Source organism: Streptomyces laurentii (genome assembly GCF_040635425.1).
Lineage (GTDB): Bacteria > Actinomycetota > Actinomycetes > Streptomycetales > Streptomycetaceae > Streptomyces > Streptomyces laurentii.
On sequence record NZ_JBEYHT010000085.1, the window covers coordinates 1 to 16,694 of the forward strand.

The following is a 16,694-nucleotide window of genomic DNA, read 5'->3' on the forward strand; positions in this document are numbered from 1 at the left end:
GCGCCGATGAGCAAGGAAGAGTTCGTCGCGATCGTCGCCGCCGGCCAGCCCGCCGCGCCCGGCTACTTCGCGTACGACGCCGACCTCAACCGCCGTCAGCGCGAACTCTTCGACAGTGCCGCCGGTCCGCGCCCGCTGCGCGTGGCGGACTTCTCCCGGCTGCGCGACAGCGGCGCGGTCGTGGTCGACGCCCGCGACCCGCAGGACTTCGCGTCTGGTCACCTGCGCGGCGCGGTCAACGTGCCCGCCGACGGCCGGTTCGCCGAGCAGGCGGGCAGCGTCCTCGACCCGAAGGACGAACTGCTGGTCGTCGCCCCGCAGAACCGCGAGGAGGAGATCGTCACCCGCCTCGCCCGGATCGGCTTCGACCGTGTGGCCGGCTACCTGCGCAGCCCCGGGGACGCGCTCGTCGAGATGGCCGACGAGGTCGCCCCGGCCAGCCGCCTCACCGTCGCCCAGCTCCGCGACGCCCTGGCCGGTGACAACCCGCCGCTGGTCGTCGACGTCCGCGGCGAGGGCGAGCGCGAGACCGCCGGCTTCATCGAGGGCGCCGAGCACATCGCCCTCGCCGAGCTGCGCAACCGGATGGGCGAGCTGCCCACCGACCGCCCGCTGGTCGTGCACTGCGCGGGCGGCCACCGCTCCGCCATCGGCGGCAGCCTGCTCCGCCACCACGGCTTCACCGACGTCTCCGACCTCCTCGGCGGCTACGGCGCGTGGGCCCAGGCCGACGAGCAGTCCGCCGCCTGACACCCGCCCCTCCCGGCTGTCCTCCGAGGACAGCCCACCGACCCCGGACCCGGCCGTGCCCCCGCACGGCCGGGTCCGGCCTGTTCCGGCCCTCCGCCGAAGCCGGACCGTCGGCCCCGATGACACGTCTCCGCACGCCCCCCCCGCTCTCCTCTCCGCGCGCGCCCGCTCCCCTCTCCCCGCGCCCCCGTCCGGCTTCGCTCGGACGGCCCCGGCGAGGCCCCGCGAGTAGACTCCCGTAGGGGAACGAGCGCCGCTTTCGAAGGCCGACGTGGAGGTCGACGTGGCCGATTCCGCGGGAGCGTCCGTCCCGCGGGCGACGTCCGGTTTCGCCGGGCTCGCCGCCGAGAACCGGCGGTTGCGGGCCGAGACCGCCCGCCGCCGGCTGATGGACCTCGCCACCGGGGTGCTCGCCGCCCAGCTGGGCCTGTCCACGATCGAGGCGTACGACCACCTCACCGCCCTCGCCGACGCGACCGGCCTTTCGGCCGAGGATCTGGCCGCGGACGTCGTCAACGGCGTCGCCGCCCCCGGTGACCCGCGGGTCACCCCGCCCGAGCCGCTGCCGCCCGGCCTGGCCCGCCGGCTGCGCCGTACCGCCGTTGCCGCCGAGGCGGCCGAGGACGTCGGCGACGGCGTGCACACCCTTCTGGAAGGCGGCCTGGCGCCGCTCGGCGCCGACAGTCTGTGGCTGTGGCGCACGGTCGACGGCTGCCTCCGGCTCGCCGGCCACGCGGGCGTCGGCGCGGCGGAGGCGACGGCCTGGCAGTGGATCCCGCCGGCGGCCCCGGGCCCGTTCCGCGGTGCCCTCGCCGAGAACACCCCCGTCTGGATGGAGGGCGCCCTCGGCGCAGCCGCCCAAGGGGAAGGGCGCGGCCCGGCCGTCGAAGCCGACGACCCCACCCCGCTGCCCGGGGCCCGCCCCGGAGCCGGGCGGGCCGTGCTGCCGCTGCGCCGCCGCGGGGCCACCGTCGGAGTGGCCCTGGTGGGCTGGCCAGGGCCGGTCGCGTTCGGGACCGCCCTGCGGCGCGCGGTCGGCGGCCTGATGGACGTGGCCGCGGCGGTGCTCGACCGGCCGGACGACGAGGAGCCCGGGGCGCCCGTGCTCGTCGACGTCCTGGACGCGCTCGCGCACCCGGGGGCGCTGCTGCGGACCGACACCGTGACCGGCGAACCCGTACTCGAACACGCCAACGAGGCCGCGCAGACCGCCCTCGGCGGCATCCCGCCCGCCGAGGACCGCTCGCTGGAACGGGTCTTCCCGCACACGCACGGCGAACTGGCCCGGCTGGTGCTGCGCGCCCGGCACACCCGGCATCCACAGCACGCCCCGCATCTGCCGCCCGGCCGGGCCGCGCCGCCGCCGGGCCCGCTGCTCGACGTACGCGTCCTGCGCGCGGGCGCCGAACGCGCCGTCGTGCTGTGGCACGCGGCGAGCGACCCGGGCATCGCCACCGGCCGCGCGGTGTCCCGGCTGCAGAGCGTCGCCACCTTCCAGGACAGCCTGACCGGCGGCGACACCGTGTGGTCCGAGCAGGCGTACGCGCTCTTCGGCATGTCCCGCGACGAGGCCGCACTGCCGCTGCTCGCGCTGCGCGGCCGGATCCACCGCGAGGACGGCGACGCGCTCACCGACCTGCTGCGCACCCTGACCGACCGCCGCTCCGGCGCCCAGGCCGTCCTGCGGATCGTGCTGCCCGAGGGCTCCGTACGGCATGTACGGGTCGCGGCCGAGCCGCTGCTCGAAGAGGACACGGTCACCGGCTTCGTCGGCGTCTACCAGGACGTCTCCGCCACCCGGCGCACCGAACTCGCCCTCACCGCCACCTTCGACCACCTCACCGCCGTCCGCGACCAGGCCGAACTCCGCCACCAGCTCGCGCTCCAGCTCCAGCAGGCCATCGTCCCCGAGGCGACCGCCCTGCGCGAGCTGCCCGGCGGCCTCACCGTCGCCGCCCGCTACCGGCCCGCCGCCGAGGAGTACCAGGTGGGCGGCGACTGGTACGACGTCCTGCCGCTGCCATCCGGAAAGGTCCTGGTGACCGTCGGCGACATCGCCGGGCACGGCATCGACTCCGTCACCGGCATGGTCGCCCTGCGCAACGCGCAACGGGCCCTCGCCTTCACCGGCCGCCCGCCCGGACAGCTGATGAGCTGGCTCAACGAGGTCACCCTGCGCACTGACGGCTCCACCGCCACCTCCGTGTGCGCGCTGTACGACCCGGAGTCCGGCGAACTCGTCTGGTCCAGCGCCGGCCACCTTCCCCTGCTCCTCGTCCGCGACGGCCGGGCCCGGCTGCTCGACCCGCCGCAGGACATCCTGCTGGGCGCCGTGCCCGCGTACACGTACGAGGAACGGCGCACCGCCCTGCGCGCCGGGGACACCTTGCTGCTCTACACCGACGGCCTGGTCGAGCGCCGCCACGACGGCATCGGGGCCGGGCTCGCCCGGTTGGTCGCGGCGGCGGGCCGGCTCGCGGCCGGCGGGAGTCCGGAACGGCTGGTGGACGGGCTGCTCGGGACGGAGATGGGGGACACCGACGACGACACGAGCGTGGTCGCGGTCCGGGTGCGCCACCCCGGCGAGCCGACCGCCGATGACACGCGCGTGGCGGGAGTGGTCGTCAACTCCCCAGACGCCGACGGATCTTGACCATCAGCTCGTCCTCGTCGACGGGCTTGGCGAGGTAGTCGTCGGCGCCCGACTCCAGCGCCCGCAGCCGGTCGCCGGGCATCGCCTTCGCGGTGACCGCGATCACCGGAAGGCCCGCGCGGGAGGGGAGCCGCCGGATCTCCTCGATGGTCCGGTAGCCGTCCATGCCGGCCATCATCACGTCCATCAGGACCAGGTCGACGTGCGCGTCCCCGGTCAGCAGGTCGAGGGCGCGCCGGCCGCCGCCGGCGGTGAGGACGCGCAGCCCGTGCGACTCCAGGACCTGGGTGAGGGCGAAGACGTTACGGGTGTCGTCGTCGACGACGAGCACGGTGGCGGCGCCGGCGGCGGGCGGGACGGTCCGGCGCCGGCCGCCCTCGGCGGTCGTCGTCTCCGTCGTCTCCGCCCCGGCCCGTGTGCGGGCCGTCTCGGGCTCGGTACCGGCACCGGCCTCGGTCTCGGTCGTGGTCTCCGACGTGCTCGCCTCGTCCGTCCCGCCGGTCTCCGTTTTTCGGTCGGCCTCCGTTCCGCCCTCCGCCGTCCCGCTGTCCGTCGCCCCGCCCTCCACCACCCGTTCGGGCAGGTGGAAGGTGAAGACGCTGCCCTCGCCCGGGGTGCTCTCGACCTCGATGACCCCGCCGAGCAGCGCGGCCAGCTCCCGGCTGATCGACAGGCCGAGACCGGTCCCGCCGTACTCGCGCGCCGTGGTCCCGTCCCCCTGGTGGAAGGCGTCGAAGATGTGCCGCAGCCGGTCGCCCGGGATACCGATGCCGGTGTCCGCCACCCGGAAGGCGAGCACCGGCCGGCCCTCGCCCTCCGCCGCCTCGCGCAGGGCCGCCGGGATCTCGTCCGGCGGCGTGTGCTCGACGGTCAGCGACACCCGGCCCCGTTCGGTGAACTTCAGCGCGTTGGACAGCAGATTGCGCAGCACCTGCCGCAACCGTGCCTCGTCGCTGGTCAGATGGGCCGGTACGTCCGGGGCGACGGTGACGGTGAAGTCGAGCCCCCGCTCGTCGGCGACCGGGCCGAACGCCGCCTCCAGGTACTCCAGGAGCTGGGTCAGCGCGAACGGCTCGCGCCGCACCTCCAGTTTGCCCGCCTCCACCTTCGACAGGTCGAGGATGTCGTTGATGAGCTGGAGCAGATCGGAGCCGGCCGAGTGGATGACCTCCGCGTAGTCGGTCTGCTTCGCCGTCAGGTTCCCCTCCGGGTTCTGGGCGAGCAACCTGGCCAGGATCAGCAGACTGTTGAGCGGGGTGCGCAGCTCGTGGCTCATGTTGGCGAGGAACTCGGACTTGTACATCGACGTCCGCGACAGCTGCTGCGCCCGCGTCTCCAGTTCCTGCCGGGCCTGTTCGATGACCCGGTTCTTCGACTCGATGTCCTTGTTGCGGTCGGCGAGCAGCTCCGCCTGTTCCTGCAACTCGGCGTTGGAGCGTTGCAGTTCCCGCTGCCGGGCCTGCAACTCCTGAGTGCGGGAGCGCAGTTCGTCGGCCAGGCTGCGGGACTGGGCGAGCAGCTCGTCGGTGCGCAGATTGGCCACCAGGGAACTGAGGACGGCCCCCGCGCTCACCACGAACCGGTCCAGGAAGTCGCGTTGGAGCGCGCCGAAGGGCTGGAGCGAGGCCAGCTCGACGGCGCCGAGCACCTGCTCCTCGACCACGATCGGCAGCACGACGAGGGCCGCGGGGCCGCTCGAACCGACGGCGGAGGAGATCGTGGCGTACCCCTCGGGCAGCGGGTCGACGAGCAGCGCGCGCCGGTCCCGGGCCGCCTGCCCGACCAGACCCTCGCCGATCTTGAAGCGGCGCGCGTGCCGGCCGGGGCCCGGGGTGGGCAGCCCGTACGAGGCGGACATCGCCAGGACCGGGCCGTACGCGCTCTCCTCCACGATGAAGAACGCCCCGTACTGCGCCGACACCAGCGGCGGCACCTCCGTCATGATCAGCTCGGCGATCTCGGACACCCCGCGGGTGCCCTGGAGCAGGGCGGTGACCCGGGCGAGATTCGTCTGCAGCCAGTCCTGTTCCTCGTTCGCGCGGGTGGTGGCGCGCAGCGACTCGACCATCGCGTTGATGTTGTCGCGCAGCTCGCCGACCTCGCCGGGCGCGTCCATGGTGATGGAGCGGGTCAGATCGCCCTCGGCGACCGCGCTGGTCACCTCGGCGATCGCCCGGACCTGGCGGGTCAGGTTCCCGGCCAGCTCGTTGACGTTCTCGGTGAGCCGCATCCACGTCCCGGACACGCCCTCGACCTCCGCCTGGCCGCCGAGCTTGCCCTCCGTGCCGACCTCGCGGGCCACCCGGGTGACCTCGGCCGCGAACGACGACAGCTGGTCGACCATCGTGTTGATGGTGGTCTTGAGCTCCAGGATCTCGCCGCGCGCCGACACGTCGATCCGGCTGGTCAGATCGCCCTGGGCCACGGACGTGGTGACCTGGGCGATGTTGCGGACCTGGTTGGTGAGGTTGTCCGCCATCGAGTTGACGTTGTCGGTGAGGTCCTTCCAGGTGCCGGACACCCCGCGGACCCGGGCCTGGCCGCCGAGTTTGCCCTCGGTGCCGACCTCGTGGGCCACCCGGGTGACCTCCTCGGCGAACGACGACAGCCGGTCGACCATCGTGTTGATGGTCTCCTTCAGCTCCAGGATCTCGCCCCGCGCCTCCACCCGGATCTTCTGTGTGAGGTCGCCGCGCGCGACGGCGGTGGCGACCTGCGCGATCGAGCGGACCTGCGAGGTGAGGTTGTCGGCCATGGTGTTCACGCCGGTGGTCAGCTCCTGCCACGCCCCGCGCGCCCGCGGCTCGTGCACCCGCCCGCCCAGCAGACCCTGCCCGCCGACCTCGCCCGCCACCCGGGTGACCTCGGAGGTGAGCAGCGACAGCCGGTCGACCATGTCGTTGTAGACGGCCGCGATCTCGGGCAGGACGCCGTCCGCGCCCTCCGGCAGGCGTACGGACAGATCCCCGTCCCGTACGGCGGTGAGCCCGGCGAGCAGTCGCCTCAGCGCCCGCTCGTCCGGCGCGCCGGAGGAACCGGAGGAGGCAGAGGAACCGGAGGAAGCAGAGAATCCGGAGGAAGCGGAGGAACGGGCCGTGTCGGTCGTGTCGGTCGTGTCGGCCGCGGCGGCGGTGTCACGCGGGTCGGGTGCGGGCCGTGCGGTGCCCTGTCCGTCGCGGGACGATGCTTCGCGCTCTGCCATGAAGGACCTCGTACACCGGGGACGCCGGGGGCCGGGACACCGGGAAGGGACGCGTACGCGGAGGGCCGGTGCCCTCCGTCCACTCTAGGACCGGGCCCACCGCGGGGCCTCCGGGAAGGCGCGGTCGCACGCCGGCCAGGGAACCACCGGTCAGGGACCGTCCACCGGCCCCGTACCGGCCTCCAGCGGCTCCTCGACCACCTCCGCCGACGCCGGCGGCACCTCCACCTCGAACCACACCGTCTTGCCGGCGGGACCCCGGGGCACCGATCCCCACCGGGTCGCCAGCCGCTGGAGCAGGAAGAGCCCGTGCCCCGAGGGGTGGTCGGGCCGGTGCGGGCCGCGCGCGCGGGGCGGGACGGGGCTGGTGTCGCCGACCCGGACCCGCAGCGTCCGCCCGACGCGGTCCAGCCGGATCTCGTACGGGGCCCCGCCGTGCGTGCGGGCGTTGGTCACGACCTCGGACACCAGCAGCAGGGCGTCCGCGGCCGGCGTCCGCGCGGGGTCCCCGTCCGGGCCGAACCAGGCGCGCAGCGCCCACCGGGTGAGATCGCGGCACTCCGCGACCACCCCGGGCCCGTCCGTCAGCGCATGGCGCAGGGAGGACCGGCCCCCGGACCCCGGCAGGCGCCCCGCCGGGTCCGGAGTCCGCGCCCCGCGTTCCGTCCGTATCGCCATACGCTGCGGCTTTCCGCTCCGGGGCGGATCAAACCGTGTCAAAGACCGGCCGGGCGGGAATCCTCTCCTTCGAGACGTTCCTCGGGGTGTTCCTCGGGATGTTCCTTGAGGGACGACCGACCGACGGACCCCGCCGCACGTCCCTTCGGCCGTCGGCGCCGCGGGCCCACCGCCCTCACCTCCGCAGAAGGCACCTCCGGAGAAGGCACCTCCGCAGAAGGAGCGACGCAGGAGCGCACAAGGAGCCACATGGCCACCCCGACGGCCGCCGGCGCGTCCGCCACCACCCGGCGCGCGGCGCTGGCCGGCCTTCCCGAGATCGCCCGTCCGACCAGGGTCTCCACCCGCCAGGCGCAGATCCTGTCCGTCGCGCTGCTCGTCCGGCTGCGGGACCTCGAGCCGGGCACACCCGAGCACGCCTATGTCCGCAACGTCCTCGTGGAGCTCAACCTGAGCCTGGTCCGGTTCGCCGCCCGACGTTTCCGGCACCGGCCCGAGGAGGTGGAGGACATCGTCCAGGTCGGCACCATCGGCCTGATCAAGGCGATCGACCGCTTCGACCCGGGCCGGGGCATCGAGTTCTCGGCGTTCGCGCTGCCGACCGTCGTCGGCGAGATGAAACGCTTCTTCCGGGACACCAGCTGGGCCGTCCGGGTGCCACGCCGGCTCCAGGAACTGCGCATCGACCTCGCCAGGACCGCCGACCTGCTCGAACAGCGGCTCGGCCACCGCCCGACCCGCGCCGAACTCGCCGCGTACCTGCACCTCAGCGAGGAACGCGTCGCCGAGGGCGAGCTGGCGGCCCGCGGCTACACCGCCCGTTCTCTTGAAGGCGCCCTCGACGAGGAGGCGGAGACCCCGCGCACGTATCTGCGGCTGCTGGCCGCGCCGGACTCCGCGTACGAACTGATCGAGGACCTGGCGTCGCTGCGGCCGCTCATCGCGGGCCTCGATGAGCGGGACCGGCGGATCCTGTCGCTCCGGTTCGGCCAGGAACTCACCCAGGCGGAGATCGGCGCGCGGCTCGGACTGTCCCAGATGCACGTCTCCCGGCTGCTCGCCCGCATCCTCGGCGAACTCAGAGCGGGGCTCCTCGCCGACCGGGACGGCCGGGTGGACCGCTGCCGCGCTCCCCGTCGCTCCCCGGCTTCCCCTCGTTCCCCGGCCTCCCTCCGTTCCCAGGCTCGTTCCCGGGCTTCCCGTCGGGGGACGGGTTCCACGCGGGCGGAACCGGCGGACGGCTGATCTCCAGCCACACCACCTTCCCGGGGCCGCCGTCCGCCCGGGCCGCCGAGCCCCAGGCGCCCGCCAGCCGGTCGAGCACCATCAGACCGTGCCCGCCGGGCAGGGCGGGGGAGCGCGGGGCGCGCGGACGCGGGGGTACGGGGCTGGCGTCGGCCACCTCGATCCGCAGCCGGCCGCGGGGGTCCGCCCGGCCCGCGCCGCCGCGGTGACGCAGCACGAGTTCCTCCGGCCCGCCCGCGTGCAGACAGGCGTTGGTCACCACCTCGGAGACCAGGAGCAGCACGTCCTCCGCGCGCTCGCGCCCCTCCGGGGTCGCCGCCGGGAGCCAGCCCCACTCGGCGAGCGCCGCCGCCGTGAAGTCGCGGCACCGGGTCACGGCGCCACCGGCCCCGTCCAGGACGAGCCGGCGGACCTGCTCCCGCGCCGGCTCCGGCGGGGGCGGCACGGGGGCCGGGTCCCCCGTGCCGAAGCGGTCGGCGCCGGACGCGGTCATGACCCCTCCGGCGTGGTCGCGGGGACGTCGGCCGCCGGCGCGTCCGCGAGCGCGGCGGCCGTGTCCGCGTACACACGGAAGACGGACAGCGCGCCCGTGATCTCGAACATCCGGTCCACCGGCGGCCCGAGCCCGGAGAGGTCCAGCCGGCCGCCGTCGGCCAGCATCCGCAGCCGTGCCCGGAGCAGGACGTTCAGGCCGGTCGAGTCGCAGAAGCGCAGCCCGGCGCAGTCCACGACGATCCGCCGGCCGGGGCCGGTGTGCGTGGTCAGGGCCTCCTTGAGCGGGGCCGCGGTGTCATGGTCGAGTTCGCCGGTCACGGCGAGGACGACGGTCTCGTCCCCGGGCCCGGTTCCCTCGGCCGGTGGCGGGGTCAGGGTGCGTACGGCCAGGCGTTCCGTGCGGCCGGGTGCCGCCCTCACGCGGTCCGGCCGGCTCGTGCCGCCGGTGCCGCTCGCGCCGGTCGTGCCGCCGCTGCCGTACGTACCGTTCATGGCGCCCATGCGGTCGCGGCCTCCCTTCCGTACCTCCCCCCTGCCTTCCCCCTGTCTTCCGGCGCCCCGGGCCTCGCCCGGTGCGTCCGGGTCAGCCGAACCCGAGGGCGGCGCGGTCCTTGACGATCGTGAACATGCGCTGGGTCCCGCTCAGCGAGAACAGCTGGCGCAGCTGCCGCGGGACCGGGCCGGCCAGGACGAAGCCGGGGTCGGCCGACCGTGCCGCCACCAGCACGTGCAGGAACGACGAGTCGCCGAAGCACACCTGCGAGATGTCGAGCACGGTGCGCCCGCCGTCCTCGTGCCGGGCCTCGGCGAGCGCCTGCCGCAGACATCTGACGGTGTGCAGGTCGAACTCCCCGGTCGCGGACAGGACGACCGTGCCGGGTACCGGCGACGGCTCGCGGACGACCCACGCCGTGCCGCTCGGCGTCCGGTACGTCCGCGGCCCGGGCGCCGCGGCGGGAGCGCTGTGGCCGCACTCCACGGGATCCATGTCCGCACCTCCGCGACCGACACGTACCGACACGTTCCTTCACGAGGCGGCTGCCCCGTCCGGCGCCGGCCATGCGCGCCCGGCCGGGGGAGGGGTTTCAGGCCAGGGCGTCGAGCGCGGCGAGGATGTCGGACGGTTCCGCGCGTGCGGTGTAGTCGGTGTCGACGAAGGCCCGGCGGATGGTCCCGGCGCGGTCGACGACGTACGTCGCGGGCATCGGGAGGGTGCGCGGATGCCCGCCGTTGACCCGCTGGAGGTCGAAGCCGAGCCGGTCGCAGGCGGCGGCGAGGTCCTCGGGAAGGTCGAAGGCGAGACCGTACCGCCGCGCGGTGCCGGAGCCGACGTCGCTCAGTACGTCGAAGGCGAGGGCGTGCCGCTCGGACAGCGAGAGCGACTCGTCCGGCACCTGCGGAGAGACGGCGACGAGGCGCGCGCCGCGCGCGGCGATGTCCGCATGGCTCTGCCGGAGGGCGCGCAGGGCGAGGTTGCAGTACGGGCACCAGGCGCCCCGGTAGAAGGTGAGCACGGCGGGGCCGTCCGCGAGCAGCTCGTCCAGTCCGACCGTGCCGCCGGCCGCCGACGGCAGCCGGAACGCGGGCGCCCGGTCGCCGGGGCGCCGGTCGGCCGGACGTCCGACGCTCGGGCACCCGGGCAGCCCGCCGGTGAAGACCCACGCAGCGAGAGGGCCCCGACGATGGCCGACACCAAGCACTTCGACCCGGACACGGCCCTGGAGACGGTCGTCCGGCTCTTCTAGCGGCACCTTCGGCGGCAAGCAGGACCTCTACCTCGCCGCCCTCGGCCGGTACCGCGACCGGTTCTCCCGCCCAGCCTTCCGCGCACTCGCCGAGGACCCCCGCGGCCTGCCCGCCGTCGCCGCCTTCTTCGCCGCCCTCGTCGACGCGCGCTGTACGGGCGAGTACGCCGGCTGGGGCTGCCTCGTCGCCAACGCCCACGCCGGCGCCGAACACGCCACCCCCGAGGTCCGCGCCCTCCTCGACCACCACCACCACGACGAGCTGCGCGACGCCCTCCACGCCGCCTTGCGTACCGCCCGCGACCTCGGCCGGCTCGCTCCCGCCGCCGACCCCGGCACCACCGCCGACGTCCTCGCCCTCCTCGCCTACGGCGTCAACCTCCGTTCCCGCGCGGGCGCCGACGCGGCCACCCTCCGGACGACGACCGACGCCGCACTGGCCGCGATCACGGCATGACGTGCGGGGCGACGCTGTCGCGGACCGGCGGGGGAGTCACGGGCGGGCGCTGAGCTCGATCGCGCGGAGCGCGGCCGAGAACGCCGGGCCGTCGCCGACGTCCAGCGCCGTGTCCGTGAGCTTGATGACGTGCTCGTCGCCGTGGTCGAGGGCGAGCGCGACGAGGTCTCCCGCGGTGAGCGAGCCGGGGTCGGTCGCGGGCAGCGGGGATGCCGGGCCGTACATCGCGGTGACGGCCGCCGACGCGGTCCACGCGGCGGTCAGGCTCGGTGCCCACTGGGCGAGGGGGAGGGCCGGGAGGACCCGGAGGACGGCGTTGGGCGCCGTGGCCGCGTGGACCAGCATCGTCTCCTCGCCGTGGCCGTGGGTCGCGTACCGGTGGGTGGCGGCGCGGACGAGTTCGGTCAGGCGCGCGTACGCCGTGTCGGGGTCGGTGACCCCGTCCGCCCACACCGGCAGACCGGCGACCCGGGCCAGCCGGTCCGGGAAGATGCCGCTCTGCTCGGCGAGCAGCGGTACGGCGTCGAGCGCGGCGGCGGCGCTCGGCACGGCTCCGGGCAGCGGGCGGACGCCGGTGACGGGGAGGTGGCGGGCGGCCCAGTAGCCCAGCGCCTGGCCGAGTTCCGCCAGCCGCGGCGCGGTGACGTCCTCGCCGGCGGCCAGCAGGGTGCGGACGGCGTGACCGACCCGGATCACCGGGTGCGTCGCCGCGGCGTACAGCCCCGGAAGCAGTCGCGGCCACCACGCGGCGAGCACGTCGCGCCAGGGCCGGCCGGCGAGTTCGCGGCCGAAGAAGTCGATCCAGTCGGCGGCCCGGCGGATGTCGCCGAGCGCGTCCGCCCAGCCGTCGGCCGTGACCGGTGCGACGCGGGACGGGAACTCCTCCAGCTTCGGGGCGTAGTGATCCAGCCAGCGGTGTACCGCGCCCGCCTGGCCGTGCGCGGCGAGGGCCTCGACGGCCATCGGGGCGTGATTGCTGAGCCGGCCGTGGTGCTCGGGGCCGTGGGCGTGCAGTCGCTGGAGGGCTTCGTCGAGGACGCCGGTCGTGTCGGCGTGATACGTGGTCATGCCGGGGACGGTAGGCGTGGCTCCGCTCCGCGCGGAACGGCCGATGGCCCTAGGACCGCGGGCCCGGGCCCGGAGTCCCCGGTCCGGGGCCCTGGTCCGCCAAGAAGCCCCTCACCCGCGGTGTCCGAAGAACTCGACCTCGGCCACCGCGAGTCGACGGTCGTGCCCGGCCCCGTACCAGGTCTCCGGAACGAGCCGGGCCCGGACCACGTCCGTACCGCGTACGTCGAAGGTCTGCTGACCCGCTTGATCCTTGAGGGTGACGCGCTGGGTCTTCGTCTCGCCGTCCGCCGTGAGCAGTTCCACTCGCAGCCGGGCCGGGCGGGCCTGGGTCAGGAACTCGTCCTGCTTCGCCGAGATCCCGCCGAACACCACCAGCTTCGTGACCCGCACCCCGGGCTTCTCGAAGTCGGCCTCCAGTGTCGCGTCCGGGGTGGCGGGCGCCCAGTAGCGGTTGTTGAAGCCGTCGAAGGCCGCGCCCGCCGGATGGTCCTTCAGCGCGCTGGACGCCCGGAAGGCGGTGGGCGGCAGCGATTCGGGCGTCCCCGTCTCGTCGCGCGCGAGGCCCAGCCAGCCACCCACGCGCGGCAGGGCGAACCAGACGCCGACGGCGAGCAGCAGCAGGATCAGCGGCAGCGCGACCCGGGGGCGGCGCCAGGCGGGGCGCGGGCGGGTGCCCGCGACCGGAGCCGGCCGCCGTTCGCGGTGCAGCAGCCGGCGCCACCACGGAGGCCGGACGGCGGGCGGCGGCCCGGGGTCGAGGAGCAGCGCGCACCGGACGCACAGGGTGCGGTCGGCCGCGTTCTCGGTGCCGCAGTTGGGACACCGTACGGTCGCGGCCGGCGCCTGCCGTACGGGACGGGGCGGCGCCTCCTCCCGGTCCGGCGGCGGCCCCGGCACGGCCGGCCCGGTCTCGGCCCCCGGCCGCCGCGGCCCGACCTCGGGGGGCAGCGGGGGCGAGGGGACGGGGGGTGAGGGAGGTGCGGGAGGCCCGGGTGGCGCGGGTGGGGCAGGTCGGGTGGGGCGTACGGACGCCACGGGAGGTACGGGAGGTACGGAAGGTGTCGGCGGGACGGGGGGTGCCGGGGCGACCGGAGCCACCGGCGGCGCGGGAGCCACATGCGGCGGAGGGGGCGCGGGTGCCGGCGCCGCCACCGGGGGAGCCTCCCGACCGGCGCTTCCGGTCCCTCTCGCGCCCCCGCCTCCTCCCTCGTCCCCGTCGTCTTCCTCGTCCCAGTCCAGGAACGTCCCGCACGACGCGCAGAACGGCGTCCCCGGCTCGTTCCGCCGCCCGCACACCGGGCAGATCATTCCGCCGCCCGGCCGTCCCGGACCGTCCGTACCGCTCATCCCGCGCCCCCCGGCAGCAGTTCCAGCGTGAACCCCACATGCGCCGGGATCTCGCCCCGGATCAGTTCCTCCAGACGGGCCCGGCGCACCCGTCCGGGATCCGGCATCGCGAGCCGCACCGTCACCCACGGCCGGCCGCCGCCCGGCAGCGGCGTGCCCGGGGTGGTCGACCACACCGTCCCGCCGCTCTCCGTGATCCGCGGCTCCACCCCGCCCGTCTCCAGGCGCAGCGCCTCCGTGAGCCCGGCCGTCGTGCCGCGCGCCCGGTGCCGGGCGACCGCGCCCCGTACCTCGGCGCGCCGTCGTTCCACCGGGACCGCGCCGGGTTCGCCGGGCGGCTCCACCGCCACCCAGCCCGCCAGCCACTCCAGGAAGTCCTCGGGCGCGTGCCGCGGGTCGAGGTACGCGGGCAGGTTGTCGACGCTCAGCAGCACCGGCGCCAGCACCTCGTCGAGGGCCTCCAGGAACCGTGCCAGGAAGTCGTGTTCGAGATAGACCGCGGGCAGCAGGTCGATCAGCGGATGCGGGCTCGGCAGCCCGGGGACGTCGGTGCGCACGGCGGTTCAGACCTCCCGGACCCGCAGCTGGTGCTCGTACGAGAAGACGAGCGCGTGCCGGTCGAGGGCGATCCGCCCGTCGGGCACCTCGGTGCGCTGCCCGGTCACCGGGTCGGCCCGGTAGAGCCGTACGTCGTCGACCAGGTCGACGCCCGCGACCCGCTGGAGCACCGCGTACGCCTCGCCCGTCTGCACCGGCCGCCCGAACGGCCAGCCATCCCCCGACGGCCCGCCGGTGAGCGCGTTGAAGTAGCCGTTCAGCGCGGTCAGGGCGTCCTCGTGGACCCGCTCGGCCGAGGCGCCGCGCCCCGCCTGCACCGTCGCCACGAAGGTGACGCCCATGTAGTACGGCGGCTCGACGGCGAGCCGCGCGCCGATCGGGCGGCGGGCGTCGAGATGGCGGGCGATCCGCTCCAGGGTGCCCGGCGGCGGGATCAGTTCGTCGAAGGCGATCCGCCCGTGCGCGTCGCCGCGCCCCGAGGGCACGACGAGCAGCCGCACCCCGGCCTCGCCGTCCTCGGGGACGCAGTGCACGCGGGCCGCGTCCGGCGCGACCTCGCGGGCGAGCAGTTCGTAGTCCTGGGGGACGACGGCGCGTTGGAGGGTACGGAGGGTCAGCGGGCCCCGGATCCGGGCGCTGTCCACGGTCTCGCCGTCGACCCCGCCGACGGCCGGCCGCCGGTTCTCCACCCGGGCCACGAACGGCGCCGTGCCGCGCAGCACCTGCAGGGTCCCGCGGGCCACGTTGCCCTGCGCCCCGCCGCCCGTCCGGTACGAACGGACTCGTACCGAAGCTCCCTTGACCGGGACCGCGCCGAAGTGACGTATCGAGCCGTCCCGTTCGCGGACCGCCGGACCGAACTCGACCCGGCCCGTACCCTCGTCGAGCGTGAAGTGCCGGTCGTCCGGGGCGGAATGGGCGAAGTCGTCGACCCGCGTCCACACGTCGGCCGGGGCACTCCCACCGGCCGATCCTGCTCCGGCGCCCACCGCGCGCGCCGGCTCCGGCGGTGTCACCTCCAGCGCGAACTCGTCCGGCACGACCGGCGGCCGGGAGACCGTGAACGATTGCCCCGGCACCCCCTCGGCCGTGCCCAGAACCTCGTCCGTGATCCGTTCCGCGTGCTCCGCGCCGACGGTCGCGCCGATCGTGAACGCGGTGACGCCTCGTACCACCGGCGGTGCCACATACGTCGGCTGGTCGGCCGCCGCCTCGACGAGCCGGCAGCGCAGCCAGCCGCCGGTGCGCCGGACGACCCGGCCCGGGGTGTGGGTGGCGGGCAGATGCAGGATCAGTTCGCCGGACCGGTTGAAGCCGCCCGTGTCGTCCTTCTCCACCTCGCACGCCGACCAGCGGTCCCCGTCCCACGCCTCCCACACCAGCGGCGGCCGCAGCGGGTCGACGCCCACGCCCTGGACGTCGCAGTCGAGGCGCAGGACGACGACGCCCGCCGGGACGGCCGCCGTGAGACCCACGTACAGCGCGTCGCCGGGGGTGGGGGTGGGGGAGAAGCAGGGCACGTCGCGGCCGAGCGCCAGTTCCTCGGTCCGGTCCACGGCGCTGCGGGCGCCGCCCTTCACCATCCGCGGATCGACCCCGGCCGGTCCCGCGCCCGGCCCGGACTGTCCGCCCTGCCCGGACTGCGCTCCCTGACCGGACCCGGCCGCCGGCCAGGTCGCGAGGGCCGCGTACGCGCAGGGCGGGATCGTCAGCTCGCGCGTGGTGGTGAACACCACGGCCGGCTCGGTCTCGGTACGGACCGTCGCCACCTCCGTCCCGGCCCGCACCACCACCGGCTCCGGCTGCGGCGCCGACAGCCGGAACGTCACGTCCGTACCGGCCGCCGTCGGCGGGTGCAGCCGCACCCCGATGAGGTCGAGGAACGTCAGATAGCTCTTCTCCGGCACCCGGTTCACCCGGTAGACGAGCTGGTCCACCATGGTCGCGAACGCCTCGATGAGCGTGACCCCGGGATCCGACACATTGTGGTCGGTCCACTCCGGGCAGCGCCGCTGGACGTACCGCTTGGCCTCGTCCACCAGGCCCTGGAAGCGCCGGTCGTCCAGATTCGGGCTCGGCAGTGTCATGCCCGGTCCTCCTCCGGGATCACATAGAACGGGAAGACGAGATTGCGCGGATCGTTCGCGCCGCGCACGGTGTAGCCGATGTCGATGTACAGCACGCCGTTGTCGGCCTCGTCGAACCGGACCACGACCTCGGTCACCTCGATCCGCGGCTCCCACCGCTCCAGCGCGAGCCGTACCTCGTAGGCGAGTTGGCCCGCCGTCCCGGCGTCGGCCGGCGCGAACACGTAGTCGTTGACGGCGCAGCCGAACTCGGGCCGCATCGGCCGCTCCCCGGGCGACGTCGCCAGGATCAGCCGGATCGACTCCTCCAGCTCGCGCTCGCCCCGGACGAGGGCGATCGACCCGGTGGCGTCGGTACGCGGCGGGAACGCCCAGCCCGCGCCGATGAACTCCTGTCCCATCCGCT

The 16,694-nt window shown here is 75.2% G+C and carries 13 protein-coding genes and 2 pseudogenes; 4 read left to right on the top strand and 11 right to left on the bottom strand.

Annotation, left to right across the window (positions count from 1 at the left end; all coding sequences use genetic code 11):
* Both ABZ693_RS33120 and ABZ693_RS33125 read left to right on the top strand, forming a co-directional pair.
* On the top strand, window positions 1-750 hold a 750-nt coding region (locus tag ABZ693_RS33120), incomplete at its 5' end, for a rhodanese-like domain-containing protein (protein ID WP_359885061.1).
* 283 nt (window positions 751-1,033) lie between these two features.
* Window positions 1,034-3,403 (top strand): SpoIIE family protein phosphatase, encoded by a 2,370-nt coding sequence (locus tag ABZ693_RS33125; RefSeq protein WP_359885063.1) that lies wholly within the window; start codon window positions 1,034-1,036, stop codon window positions 3,401-3,403.
* On the opposite strand, the gene ABZ693_RS33130 is transcribed toward ABZ693_RS33125, so the two are convergent.
* The gene (locus ABZ693_RS33130; protein WP_359885065.1) at window positions 3,375-6,605 is read right to left on the bottom strand and encodes a hybrid sensor histidine kinase/response regulator; all 3,231 of its coding nucleotides are present in this window, start codon (window positions 6,603-6,605) and stop codon (window positions 3,375-3,377) included. The genes ABZ693_RS33125 and ABZ693_RS33130 overlap by 29 nt on opposite strands.
* Before the next feature lie 150 nt (window positions 6,606-6,755).
* On the bottom strand, window positions 6,756-7,283 hold the full coding sequence (locus ABZ693_RS33135; RefSeq protein ID WP_359885067.1) for an ATP-binding protein: 528 nt from the start codon (window positions 7,281-7,283) through the stop codon (window positions 6,756-6,758).
* A 249-nt stretch (window positions 7,284-7,532) separates the two neighbouring features.
* Here ABZ693_RS33135 and ABZ693_RS33140 point away from each other — a divergent pair, with 249 nt between their 5' ends.
* Window positions 7,533-8,528 (top strand): SigB/SigF/SigG family RNA polymerase sigma factor, encoded by a 996-nt coding sequence (locus tag ABZ693_RS33140; RefSeq protein ID WP_359885069.1) that lies wholly within the window; start codon window positions 7,533-7,535, stop codon window positions 8,526-8,528.
* Window positions 8,529-8,544: 16 nt separating this feature from the next.
* On the opposite strand, the pseudogene ABZ693_RS33145 reads toward ABZ693_RS33140, so the two are convergent.
* From ABZ693_RS33145 to ABZ693_RS33160, 4 genes and pseudogenes are all read right to left on the bottom strand, one after another.
* Window positions 8,545-9,021, bottom strand: a pseudogene (locus ABZ693_RS33145) (ATP-binding protein); the annotation flags it as partial.
* A complete protein-coding gene (locus tag ABZ693_RS33150) occupies window positions 9,018-9,524 on the bottom strand; it encodes an STAS domain-containing protein (protein ID WP_359885071.1) in 507 nt (168 codons plus the stop codon). The pseudogene ABZ693_RS33145 and the gene ABZ693_RS33150, both read right to left, overlap by 4 nt.
* Before the next feature lie 82 nt (window positions 9,525-9,606).
* Complete coding sequence (locus tag ABZ693_RS33155) at window positions 9,607-10,011, bottom strand: STAS domain-containing protein (protein ID WP_359885073.1); 405 nt, start codon at window positions 10,009-10,011, stop codon at window positions 9,607-9,609.
* Between the two features lie 97 nt (window positions 10,012-10,108).
* A pseudogene (locus ABZ693_RS33160) lies at window positions 10,109-10,621 on the bottom strand (peroxiredoxin-like family protein); the annotation flags it as partial.
* 52 nt (window positions 10,622-10,673) lie between these two features.
* Between ABZ693_RS33160 and ABZ693_RS33165 the strand changes: the two are divergent.
* The gene (locus ABZ693_RS33165; RefSeq protein ID WP_359885075.1) at window positions 10,674-11,225 is read left to right on the top strand and encodes a TetR family transcriptional regulator C-terminal domain-containing protein; all 552 of its coding nucleotides are present in this window, start codon (window positions 10,674-10,676) and stop codon (window positions 11,223-11,225) included.
* A gap of 36 nt (window positions 11,226-11,261) precedes the next feature.
* Here ABZ693_RS33165 and ABZ693_RS33170 read toward each other — a convergent pair whose 3' ends face one another.
* From ABZ693_RS33170 to ABZ693_RS33190, 5 genes are all read right to left on the bottom strand, one after another.
* Window positions 11,262-12,293: a questin oxidase family protein gene (locus ABZ693_RS33170; RefSeq protein WP_359885077.1), complete on the bottom strand. Its 1,032-nt coding sequence runs from the start codon at window positions 12,291-12,293 to the stop codon at window positions 11,262-11,264.
* Window positions 12,294-12,404: 111 nt separating this feature from the next.
* On the bottom strand, window positions 12,405-13,193 hold the full coding sequence (locus ABZ693_RS33175) for a discoidin domain-containing protein (RefSeq protein ID WP_359885079.1): 789 nt from the start codon (window positions 13,191-13,193) through the stop codon (window positions 12,405-12,407).
* Window positions 13,194-13,639: 446 nt separating this feature from the next.
* Window positions 13,640-14,200 (bottom strand): phage tail protein, encoded by a 561-nt coding sequence (locus tag ABZ693_RS33180; RefSeq protein WP_359885080.1) that lies wholly within the window; start codon window positions 14,198-14,200, stop codon window positions 13,640-13,642.
* Window positions 14,201-14,206: 6 nt separating this feature from the next.
* Entirely contained in the window at window positions 14,207-16,288 is a 2,082-nt protein-coding gene (locus ABZ693_RS33185) for a putative baseplate assembly protein (protein ID WP_359885082.1), read from the bottom strand.
* Window positions 16,285-16,689, bottom strand: a complete 405-nt coding sequence (locus ABZ693_RS33190; RefSeq protein ID WP_359885084.1) for a GPW/gp25 family protein — start codon at window positions 16,687-16,689, stop codon at window positions 16,285-16,287. The genes ABZ693_RS33185 and ABZ693_RS33190 overlap by 4 nt, the downstream gene beginning before the upstream one ends.
* Between the last annotated feature and the right edge of the window lie 5 nt (window positions 16,690-16,694).